General features: G+C 31.6%; 10 protein-coding genes. All 10 read right to left on the bottom strand.

Annotated features, from left to right (window positions below):
- Window positions 1-4 precede the first annotated feature (4 nt).
- The 10 genes from BLV79_RS06995 to BLV79_RS06950 all read right to left on the bottom strand — a co-directional run bounded on the left by BLV79_RS06995 (window position 5) and on the right by BLV79_RS06950 (window position 11,923).
- On the bottom strand, window positions 5-238 hold the full coding sequence (locus tag BLV79_RS06995) for a phosphopantetheine-binding protein (protein WP_074717476.1): 234 nt from the start codon (window positions 236-238) through the stop codon (window positions 5-7).
- A gap of 12 nt (window positions 239-250) precedes the next feature.
- Window positions 251-2,548 carry an FtsX-like permease family protein gene (locus BLV79_RS06990; RefSeq protein WP_074717474.1) on the bottom strand — a complete coding sequence of 766 codons (2,298 nt, stop codon included), beginning with the start codon at window positions 2,546-2,548 and terminating at the stop codon, window positions 251-253.
- Window positions 2,549-2,557: 9 nt separating this feature from the next.
- The gene (locus BLV79_RS06985) at window positions 2,558-3,256 is read right to left on the bottom strand and encodes an ABC transporter ATP-binding protein (RefSeq protein ID WP_074717472.1); all 699 of its coding nucleotides are present in this window, start codon (window positions 3,254-3,256) and stop codon (window positions 2,558-2,560) included.
- Window positions 3,257-3,300: 44 nt separating this feature from the next.
- Window positions 3,301-3,969 (bottom strand): ZinT/AdcA family metal-binding protein, encoded by a 669-nt coding sequence (locus BLV79_RS06980; protein WP_074717470.1) that lies wholly within the window; start codon window positions 3,967-3,969, stop codon window positions 3,301-3,303.
- Window positions 3,970-3,984: 15 nt separating this feature from the next.
- Window positions 3,985-5,076 (bottom strand): saccharopine dehydrogenase family protein, encoded by a 1,092-nt coding sequence (locus tag BLV79_RS06975; protein ID WP_074717468.1) that lies wholly within the window; start codon window positions 5,074-5,076, stop codon window positions 3,985-3,987.
- A gap of 308 nt (window positions 5,077-5,384) precedes the next feature.
- Window positions 5,385-7,376, bottom strand: coding sequence for an oxidoreductase (locus BLV79_RS06970; RefSeq protein ID WP_074717466.1), 1,992 nt, complete (start codon window positions 7,374-7,376; stop codon window positions 5,385-5,387).
- Between the two features lie 193 nt (window positions 7,377-7,569).
- On the bottom strand, window positions 7,570-7,995 hold the full coding sequence (locus BLV79_RS06965; RefSeq protein ID WP_074717464.1) for a NifB/NifX family molybdenum-iron cluster-binding protein: 426 nt from the start codon (window positions 7,993-7,995) through the stop codon (window positions 7,570-7,572).
- Window positions 7,996-8,122: 127 nt separating this feature from the next.
- Window positions 8,123-9,421, bottom strand: a complete 1,299-nt coding sequence (locus tag BLV79_RS06960; RefSeq protein ID WP_074717462.1) for a nitrogenase component 1 — start codon at window positions 9,419-9,421, stop codon at window positions 8,123-8,125.
- Window positions 9,421-10,887 (bottom strand): nitrogenase component 1, encoded by a 1,467-nt coding sequence (locus BLV79_RS06955; RefSeq protein ID WP_074717459.1) that lies wholly within the window; start codon window positions 10,885-10,887, stop codon window positions 9,421-9,423. Before BLV79_RS06955 ends, BLV79_RS06960 begins: the two co-directional genes overlap by 1 nt.
- 49 nt (window positions 10,888-10,936) lie before the next feature.
- Complete coding sequence (locus BLV79_RS06950) at window positions 10,937-11,923, bottom strand: PLP-dependent cysteine synthase family protein (RefSeq protein ID WP_074717457.1); 987 nt, start codon at window positions 11,921-11,923, stop codon at window positions 10,937-10,939.
- Window positions 11,924-11,937 lie beyond the last annotated feature (14 nt).

Below are 11,937 nucleotides of genomic sequence, written 5' to 3'. Positions count from 1 at the left end.
TCTTTTATTCCCTCCATTCGTAATCTAAATCTATTTTTGTAGCAATCGATTTTATAGTTTGATACTCAAAAAAATCTTCTACTTCAATAGAATTTAATTTCATTCTCAATGCAGTTACAATTTTCATGCCTATTAAAGAATCTCCTCCAATTTCAAAAAAATTATCTTCAACAGATATATCTTCCCTTTTAAAGGCATCACACCAAATCTTATAAACCTTTTTTTCGCTCTCACTCATATTCTAAACTCCTTAAATATCCTGATTCTTTAATGCTATTACCATTGGAACTTTCTTTACTTTATTCAGCGACGTAACATTTGCAATAAAATAGCATACAATACCTGTTAATGCGATTATTAATAAATGCTTTCCTTCCATAACAAAACCAATATATCCTGGAATTGTCTTAATACATGCTGGCCATATAGAAACCATGAAATTATATTGCAAAGGCAAGGATATTAAAACAAACAATATTGTAATTATCGTATTGGTATTAATATACATTTTCCTAATCTCGCTTTCAGTAAATCCAAAGACTTTAAGCATAGAAATACCAATTTCATTTTGAGAAATAACTAATTTTATTAAAATATACATAATAATCATATATATTATCACTGCAACTGTAGGGAACATCATAATCATTGACTTCATAGCATTTTTCATAACTTGTCCATTTGAAACGTAATCTTCTACGCTTAATTTTGAAACAAGATATTTCTTTGGTATATCGATTTTTTTGTTAGAAAAATAGTAGTTAAGATAATTTACATCTTTTAACAAAATATTATTCATCTCCGACTGTTGTGTAAAAAAGCATAATCCTAGATTGTAATCTACTACATCTTTGATTTTATATTTATCAACTTGACCTGTTGCTGAATTTTCAAGTTTTATAACATCGTCCTTCTTTAATACAAATTTTTGAGCAGTATCTTTTGAAATTATTATTTCATCAGATGTTAACCTATTTATTTTTTTGAAAAAATCACTGTTCTTAATAACTCCAATACCTGAAATACTATAAGTTTGTTTAAGCTTTTTATCTGTATATTCGAAATTTCCTACTGTTGCCTCTTCTACAGCATCATTTTTTATTTCATAACCATCGGATACACAATATTGATATTTACAAAGAGAATTGTTTTTTTGTTTCTCTATATATCCGTCGAAAGAAGATGACATTCCTACTCCAAACATCATCAAGAAACCTCCTAGGAATATTCCAATAAACAACAAAACGTATGCTCCCATACTGCTTGCAAATACCCTTAATCTAAAGCGAAAATCAAAGCTTCCAAAATTCAAATGGCTCTTATTCATGCCTCTTGTTTTTTTCAAATCATGTCTGATCAATTGTAATGGTTTTCTATTTAGAGCTTTTAAGATTGATAGACTATTTATAATTGCAATTAATATTACTGGTGCAAATATTGCTACTAAAATCACTGCAGCATCAAGATTTACTTTGCAATCTGGTATGCTATAATAGCCTGACAAGCTATGAATTGGAAGTAAATATAATACCTTTGCTCCTAAAAGCAATCCAACTAAACTTCCTAAAAATGTAATTACACAAGGTGCTATAATATATGAAATTAGAATATTTATTTTTTTGATTCCTAAAGCCATCAGTGTTCCTAATACTGAACATTCTTTTTGAATTGTTTGTTTTGTGAACACCACATATAAAAACGCTATAATGACAATTACAACCCAAACGAACATTGATGCCATTGATTTATTTGACTTCATTTTTTGTGTTACTACAGATACTCTTTTATTATTGTCTATTCCGCAATAAGACTTGATTTCTCTTACATTGCTCATTTTTTCAAAAGCTTCATCTAACTTTCCGTAACTTTCTATTGCTGACACACATACAAGAGTCTTGACCATTTTTCTAAGTTTTTCTTTTTTTTCTGTGTCTGAGTACTTTTTGGTATATTTAAAAGAATAATTGTACACAATATCATTTTTATCTAGTTCATTAAAAACAGATTCTGAAACCATTCCGACTCCAAATTTGCTTCTATCTGCTAACATCTGTGTAGCTGTTTCTAAACTAATTGCATAATCAGGAAATGCGCCTATACCACATATCTTGTATTTTTTATCAGCTAGAGTTATTTCATCACCTAAATGTAATTTTTTCTTTGATGCATAAATCTGGTCTAAAAAAATATCATCAGAATTTTTAGGTAATCTACCTAATTTTACATATGGCAAATCACATTTTGTTCGTTCATCAAAAATTCTAACGACTGATCCATCTTTTGATTTATGATTAACATAATAATTGTTATAGAATTTTATTCCTAAAGATTCAACATCTTTTTTTATTCTATTATCAATTTTCCCTTCTAGCGTAACGTAACCATCTTCTACATTATTATCTCTTAAATATTTTTCAAATGTGGTTTTAGCGCTATCTGTACCTGAAATAAATCCAACATACATTCCCAAAGCAACTACAGTTAAAATAAAAAGTGCTAAATATCTTCCTATATTTGATTTTATATCTCTAAATACTCTCTTATTCATTTATTCTCCTTACCACTCAATCTCATCTACTGATAATGGATTTTCCACAACAATTTCCTTTGCTATTTCTCCACCACTTATTTTTAATATTTTATCTGCCATTTTACCAATTGCTTCATTATGAGTAACCATAAGAATTGTTGTTCCATATTTTTTTCTTACCACTTCAAGTAAACGTAATGTTTCTTTTGAAGTCTCATAATCAAGCGCCCCAGTAGGCTCATCACATAACAACAATTTAGGATTTTTCACGATTGCTCTAGCGATTGCTGTTCTTTGTTGTTGTCCTCCAGACAAATATCTTGGAAATTTATTTTTATGCTCTGTCAAACCTAATAAATCAATTACTTCATCTATATCAATTGCTTTGTCTCCTAATTTCTGACAAAGTTCTATATTTTCTTTTACTGTCAAATTTGGAATAAGGTTATACGACTGAAAAATAAATCCAATCATATCTCTTCTATATTTTCCAAGGTTAGATGCCTTCATGTTATCAATCTTTTTTCCATTTATTAGGATTGTTCCATTATCTGGAACTTCAAGTCCTCCGATAATGTTAAGAATTGTGGATTTTCCAGATCCGGACGGACCTAAAATAACAACTATACTTCCCTCTTCTATTGATAAATTAACTCCTTTTAAAACACATATCCTATTTTCTTTTTCTCCATAAAACTTTTTTAAATCCTTGATTTCTAAAAACACTTTTGTCCTCCTTATGTAAACCTTCTTTTTGCGATTTTCATGTCTTAAGCTCCGAAAAAAGTAACTAACGTTTCTTTTTTTCTTATGTCATCTTGTGTACTTTTGACCATAGTTGGAATTCTCGACCTATTCGTTGCTTCTTTAATAGTTCTTCCATAATTAAAGTGAAAATGTTTCAGCATCTTATTGCCTCCATTTTCTTCTAATGAACAAATAGGCATAATGCAAATATAACTGTAACGTCCTGCTTGCTTCTTTGATTGTAATAAATATGATTTTTCACCTTCAATAACAGTTTTTTTACTATTTTTTCCATAACTGTCGATTAAGATATACTCATTATCAAATACTTTCTTTTCATTAGAATCTAACGCTATAATATTGTTTTTATTTATTTTAAAATACTTAATATCATCTGTAATAAAACAGATTTGTGAAAAAGTATCTTTTAACCTCTTCTCTTTAATGCCCGCTTTTTCAGAAATTTTTTTCCATTCTGTGTCTAATTTTTCATCTTTACAACAACCTGTAAAAGATTCCCATGTACCATTCCATTCTCTTAAATATCTATATTTTTCTTGTACATTCTTTTTTTCTTTACCAATTTTATAATTTACTTTTTCATTAGATGTTCCTTTTTGATTACTAGCACACCCAGTTGCTACTAAAAGGGTCATTGCTACAATATAAGCTGTTTTCTTAGCGAATCTCATAATTTTTCTCCTCTTTTATGCATATTCAATTTCTCTGTCAATTTCATATGTTGTAAAATTTTCTTTTTTTATTTTACTTAAAAAAAGTTCTATTTCATTTGCCGTAATAATATCATGTGGATAATAGATTCCATTTTTTACTTTTTCAGTCACAAGTTTTTTGATAACTAGTCCTACAACCAAACCACATGCTTCTTCTTCTTTGTTTACATCAAATGAGGTAAAACTTTCTTTTTTTTCATTGTTAAGCTTTCCTCTACACTCAATGATAATTTTTGACCATTCTTCTTCATTATCCATGCTCAAATTTGCATATTTTTTTGCATTTTCATTGATTTCTTTAAGGGCAGATTTTTCCCCCTTAGACAATAACAGTTTTACAGAATCCATTACCAATTCTGACATTTGTTTGTTTTCGACATTGTTAAACCAATGTAATTCTTTGATATTATATTTTGAAGCAGTATCTATCATTTCATCACTTAGAAAAGATTTAAATTCATACTCTTTTTCTAATGATGGAAAATTTCTTTTAATGATTCCTAAATTATGTTCTTTTAGTATTCTTCCTCTTCTATAATATGAGTCACCCTTTGATTCTCCTGAAAGTGAGCCAAACACAATATCTACAAATGCTATCTCTGAAAATTTCTGTATACCGCACTGATAACACTTTACCAGATTTAAATCATCATATTGCCTGCATGCTAGCCATTTAAGGAGCAATCCTCCTAACCCCGGAACATATCCTGAACCAACCACGTAAACCGAATCATTCGGTAAACTCTTTTTTATTGCTTTATCAACAAGCACAATATCCGAAGTATCAACATACGGAATTTTAAAATTTCCCGCAACAGTTGCAACTTTATCTTCTACAACAACTGCTGGACCGGCACAATTTAGGATAATATCACAATCAGAACAGAACTCACATAAACTCTCTTCATTATATAGATCTACCTTTTGCCAATAAAAATTCTTTAAGCTTTCATAACACTTTTTGTAATGTCTGCTTCCTCCTTTTATCTGACAAAAGCCTTCAATTTCTCTAGCTGCCATTAAACCAATTTTTCCACTAGCACCTATTATTCCAACTCTTTTCATCTATAACCTCCAACACTATTTCTGAAACTAACAACGCATATTCATGCTTTAAACCCACTCTTTTGCACAAAGGTTTATAGTTATAACTATCGTTAGATCGTTCTAACTATATCCAACAATAACATTTTTTTTACAAATCGTCAAGTTTATTTAACAATTTTCTATACATTATTGTAAGTTTTAATATGAAATAATCTTCTTAAATTATAATGTTTATAAAAAGTTTATAAAAAAAATCCTGCTTACTAGAAATTTTCCAGTAAACAGGATTAAAAAATTTATTTTATTACATTCAATCTACATACGATTTATATATGATTTGCAACTTCAAAAGCATCCCAAATTGCATACATGATATTTGAAACTTGTCTTGCATCGCCTAACAAATAAACTTCCTCAACTTCATTTTTCACTTCATTATAAAGAGTATCTTCGCTTGAATAGCCTACACAAAGTACAACGCTGTCTGCTTCAAAAGTCTTTTCTCCATCAGATAATTTAGCTTTTAGCTTACCATCTTGATAGTTTGTAACTTTTGCATTGCAGCATACATCTACATCATTGTAATCTATTAATCTTTCTAACATTTCTTTGTTTGCACTACATAAAGGTCCATTTACTGCCATAATCTTATCTAATGCTTCAACAATTGTAACTTTTTTACCTTTCTGTACAAGATCTAAAGCAAGTTCACAGCCTACTAAACCGCCGCCAACTATTACAGTTTTTTCTCCAACATCTTTTTGTCCTAAAAGAACTTGCTCTGCTGAATAAACCTTTTCATCATCACCAAGTTTAAACATCTTTGGTCTTGATCCGGTTGCAACAATTACTGCATCATACCCACTGCTCATAATTGTATCTTTATCAGCTTTTGTATTAAGATGTACCTCAACGTTTAACCTTGTCAACTCATCTTCATACCATTTTGCAAGTGCCAAATCATCTTCCTTAAATTTTGGCGCTCCACCAGGAATTAAATTACCACCTAATTGAGATTTAGCTTCATATACAACTGGCTCATGTCCTCTTTCTGCTAACACTCTAGCAGCTTCGCATCCTGCAACACCGCCACCAACTACAAGAACTTTTTTCCTTCTAGTAATAGGTTTATATTCTGTTAATCTTTCTTTACCTGTTTGTGGATTAACAGCACAATTTATTAAAGAATATGTCTGAATACGTCCCATACAACCTTCCTGACAACTAATACAAGGACGAATTCTACTTAACTGATTTAATCTGATTTTATTTACAATATCAGGATCAGCAAGTGTTGGACGACCTAAACTGATCATATCGCAGATATCATTCTCTAAACATTCTGTTGCTGTGTCTGGATTATCAACTCTACCAGCCATAATAACAGGAATATTAACATGCTCTTTTGTGATTCTTGCAAATTCTTTATATGGAGCTTTTTCCATATACATTGGTGGATGATTCCACCACCACGCATCATATGTACCTGCATCTACATCTAATGCATCATATCCAAATTTTTCAAGAAGTTTTGCAGCTTCAATTCCTTCTTCGATATCTCTACCTTTTTCTTCAAATTCTTCTCCTGGAAGTGCACCTTCTCTGAAATCTTTTATCATACTCTTAAGAGAAAAGCGTAACGCTACTGGAAAATCAGGTCCACAAGTTCTTGCGATTTCTTCTCTTATTTCTTTTGCAAAACGTAATCGATTTTCTAGACTTCCACCATATTCATCTGTCCTTTGATTGAAAAATGAAATAGCAAACTGATCAATAAGGTAACCTTCGTGAACAGCATGTATCTCAATTCCGTCGAATCCTGCTCTTTTTGCATTATATGCACCTTTACCAAAGCTCTTTACTATTCCATGAATCTCTTCAACTGTAAGTGGACGACATGTCTTGTCTAACCATCTATGTGGAACAGCTGATGCTGACACTGGTGGAAATTCTCCTAAGTTAGTTGGAATTGTAACTCGTCCAAATCCACCACTCATTTGTAAGAAAATCTTTGCGCCATATGCATGAACTCTTTCAGTCATTTCTCTACTAGTTCTTACAAACTGTACTGGATTATATGTACTGTTTGGTGTATTTGGAAAAGATGGTTTTTCAACCTCTGTGTCAGAAAAAGTGACACCTGTTATGATTAATCCAATACCTCCCTTGGCTCTCCTTGTATAGTAGTCGATTCCTCTGTCGTTCCAACCACCTTCACAATCGCCTAAGCCCAAAGGGCCCATTGGAGCCATTGCATATCTGTTTTTGATTTCTAGATTACCAATTTTAATTGGCTCGAATAAATTTTGATATTTCATGTTATCTCCTCTTGCTTCCTTTATTACTTATAGAACAATAAAACTTAGTGTGTTTACTTGCAAAAACAAATCATAAAACGGATACATCATCTACCGTTGTTTTTGCTTGTTAAATATTTATCATTCATATACTATTATACAACTTTTTTGGGATAACAACACAAAATATTATTTTCTTACTTGAAACATTTTGTTATAAATGCCAACTTCTATTATTATCTATTGAATTATAATAAAAAACTATTCTTTTTAAAGCTTGATTGATTGGATATTCTATATCAAATACAGTTATCAGCTTTTTTTCAAACTGTTTTTGTGCTTGGAAGCCTACTTTTTTACATAAAATACATCTACAATCTTTAATTACTTCAATTGTCGAAGTAATGTCTTTAGGCCCCTGACATTTCTTTCTGTTTCCGTTTTTACAACAACCACTATCACACGAACTTTCAAATGTATCTCCTGACACAGCATTGTTTTCTTTAAATGCTCTTTTTCTTTTTTCAATTAGTTTATAATTTATGCCCTCTACTTCATAGATTAGAAATTCGCTTACCTCTCCAAATTTCAAATCTATGTTAACACCGTCTGAAGAGCCAATCGCAATTTTATATGACATACTATTTATTTCTCCTAAAGATTCCTTCTTTATGTTGTTGGTAGCTGTACAAGTAGTTACCAACAACAAAAACTCTATAAGTTACAAGTGCTCTACCAACAGAAACAATTATTAAAAATCAACATTTCTAGTTAAAACGCTGTACAGCTACTGTGTAAATATCTTCTAACAACTTAATACCGCCACGATACCCAACATACGAACTGTCAAATACTACCTTATCCTGAACTGGCCATGAAATATTTAAGAAGTTTCCCTTTAAATCTTCCGTCAACTCTTTTTCATAATATCCACCTAGAATTAATGGATAGCCATGGTAATCATGTTTTTTTATTTCCTCATGAATTAAATATCCATCAGTTTCAAATGAAGCCTCAGCCTTAATTCCATAATTTAGGTTTTTAAACTCCTCCTCAATTTCTTTTCTATATTTTTTAGGTGTATCATCAACAACAAACTGTTTTGCAGGAATAAGTCCGATATCGTTTACTAAAAATTTTGTAATTCCTAGTGAATACTGTGCATCAGCAATTACTGAAAACTGTTTGTTAATTACTCTGTTTTCAAGAAATAAATCAGCATATCTTTCAATAAGATAATAATAATAATCTTCATTTTCTTTTATAACTGATTCAATTTTTTCTTTTGAAACACCTGCAAATTCTCCGACTTCTCTTAAAAATTTACTTGTTTCAGTGGCACCGATTGGTAATGTTTTCAAGTGTAAATATGGAATACCAAGTTTTCTTTCCATCTTTTTGACATTTGAAAGTCCAACCCATGGAGAAACCAATAAATTAAACTGTGCTTTTGGTATCTTCTTAATATTTTCAATTCCTCGTTTGTAACCAAAAATTGTATTTGGTTTAAGCCCTAATTCTCTGACAAGATTTTCTAACTCTCTCAAGTTTCCAAGCCAGAATAAATCCTGATAAGGCACATCTGCCCAAATATTTACTAGCCCCGCTTCCTTCTCTTCAGATTTTTCTAAAAACTGATCAATTATCGAATCAACAACCTGTTCATGTCCCTTATAATTATTCCCCTTAAAACCAGCTGTTGGAACATATAAAACTGGTTTTTCTTCTTCATTAAATCTAGAAACAACTTCTCCCGAGTCGTCTCCTACAATTTCAGGAATACATCCTGTTAAAACCACATACATATCGGCATCTATAACTTTTAATGATTTTTCAATTGTTGAATTTAATTTTTTTACTCCTCCAAAAACTACGTCTTTTTCGTTTATACTTGTACAAGGAAAAATGTTTGGTGAAAAATAGCCCGAACTACCAATCTGCTCCGATAGTTTTTGAGCACATCCTGGTCCAGAGTGTAGAATAGGAAGCGCACGTTCAATTGCCTGGACAGATTGCATAGCACCTAAGGCACATTTGTATCTTTGTTTATCTAATAATTTTGCCATTACTTAGCCTCCTCTAAAAATGCATCTACGTTTTGTTCGTACCACCACTTTGTATATGGAAGTTTGCTTCTTTTTGCCAGGTTCTGCTCAAAATTTCTGTTTCTTGTAGCATCTAAGATTGATTTTGCAAACTCTAGAGTATGTTTGTATCCAAACATTGTATATTCATCTGCAACGAAAACAACTGGTGTACCGTTCTTGATTGCCCAAACTGTTGAACCTGGATGACGAGACAAGTACATATCTGGCTGATATTTATTTAAAATATTCATTACTTCATAATTTTGTTGGTCCGCTACGCTTGTTTCAAAATCAATGTCGTTATCTAGCAAATATTTCATTGATGGTGGGACATCACCATTTTCATATTTTTTATCATAATGCCAAGCCAATGCCCAAACAACCTTGATTCCAAGCTCATTTAAAACACGAGTCACTTCAAATGTATAACCTGGTCCCATTCCAAGTACTGCTGTCAACCCTTGTAATTCTTTTTTCACTTCTTCTATTTGTGGAAGATATATTTCTCTTTGCTCTTTTATGTATTCTTCGATAACCTCGCTTCGATTTGTTACTTTTCCAATTTCTCGAAGCCATGTTTCAAAGCCTTTAATACCACACTGATTGATACTTCTTACATATGGAACGTTATATTTTTCTTCCAATGCATTACCAAGGTAGTTTCCTAAGGTACCACAGATACATGTTGTTGCTATGCACTCTGATAAATGTGATAATTCTTCGACTGTAGAATTACAATATAAGAAGATTGGATCTAGGTCGAATTTTTTAAACATCTCGATAATTTCTGGTCTTGCGCTTTCAAAGAAGTTTTTAAATGCAATTTTATTTGTTTTTGCATTTTCACGTGGTGGCTGTACAATTGCCTGTAAAACCGCATGATCTGAAATATCAAAACCTGTTGCCCATATCCTTGATTTAAAGCCTTCACAATGAACGGCCACAATAGGAACCGAGATTTCTTCTTTTACTTCATCAACTATGCTATCGATATCTTCTCCGATTATTCCTGTTGCACAAGAACTTGAAACAAAAATTGCCTTTGGTGAATATCTCTCATTTACTTTTAAAATAACATCTTTTAGAACTCTTGTTGAACCAAAAATTGTGTCATTTTCATTCATATCTGTTCCTACATAAACAGTGTTACTTGTTACGTTACGTTTTTTGGACATAACTTTTGACATATAATATGAGCCTGCTGATGTAACCGAACATCCTGCTGGTCCATGATGAATAATTGCAACATCTCTGATTCCTGCTAGCTGTGACAAACCACACATTGATAAACATGTACTTGACTGAGAAAAACATCTCGAACATCCTTTTAGTGTTCCGCATTCACTCTTGCTAGCTAAATCTTTTAAAGTTCCAACATATCCAGTGATTGATCCAATTCGATTTTCACGAGTTGCCAAGTTGGAATTATTTAAATTAACTGACATTTCTTTCTCCTTTTCTTGTTTTTCTTTCTAAACTCTTTTTAATCTTCTCCTACTCTTCGAATAATGGTGTTGAAAGATAACGAAGTCCTGTATCTGGCAACACTGCAACAATAGTTTTTCCAGCATTTTCTTCTCTTTTTGCGATTTGAGTTGCTGCATATATAGCGGCTCCTGATGAAGTACCTATTAAAATTCCGTCTGATTTTGCAACTTCTCTTGCTGCCTGGAAAGCTTCTGATGTCTCTACTTCATATTTTTCATCATATATGCTCAAATCCATAGTCGCTGGAACTCTTTCAACAGGCACTCCTTCAAATGGATGTACACCTGTTATTTCCTCTGGACTTGGATTTTCATCACTTGGTAATGAATTTGGTCCCGGTTGAATTGCAACAACTTTGATATTAGGATTTTGTTTCTTTAAAAACCTTCCTGTTCCCGATACTGTTCCACCTGTTCCTACGTTAGCAACCAATATGTCTACATTTCCATCAGTATCTTCCCATATTTCAGGACCAGTTGTTTGTTCATGAATTGCTGGATTTGCTGGATTTGCTGTTTGATCAACAAAATAGATATTCTCCTCTTTTGATAAAACTTTCTCTCTTAATTCCGCAATAGCTGCTACAAAATCTCCGTTTGTTTTTTCAAGCACTTCTTTAATAACTGGATTTTCTGATAATTTTATCGTTTCTCCACCAAAGGCTTTAATAACTTGGAATCTTTCTTTACTTACATTATCCTGTACATAAACTCTAAATTTATAGCCCTTTGAAGCCGCAATAGCTGCTAATCCAATACCTGTATTGCCACTTGTTGTTTCAACAATTGTATAACCTGGTTTTAATAACCCTTTCTTTTCTGCATCTTCTATCATCGAAAGTGCAATTCTATCTTTTATACTCTGGTTTGGATTGAAATATTCTAATTTTACTAAAATTTTTGCTTTTAAATCATGCTTTTTTTCATAATTTGTCAACTCTAAAATAGGTGTCTTACCAACTAATTCTGTTATTGATTTATTAATTTTTCCCATACTCATATCCCTTT

The organism is Lachnobacterium bovis DSM 14045 (assembly GCF_900107245.1).
Classification (GTDB): domain Bacteria; phylum Bacillota; class Clostridia; order Lachnospirales; family Lachnospiraceae; genus Roseburia; species Roseburia bovis.
This window is presented reverse-complemented; position numbering and strand designations above follow the sequence as displayed.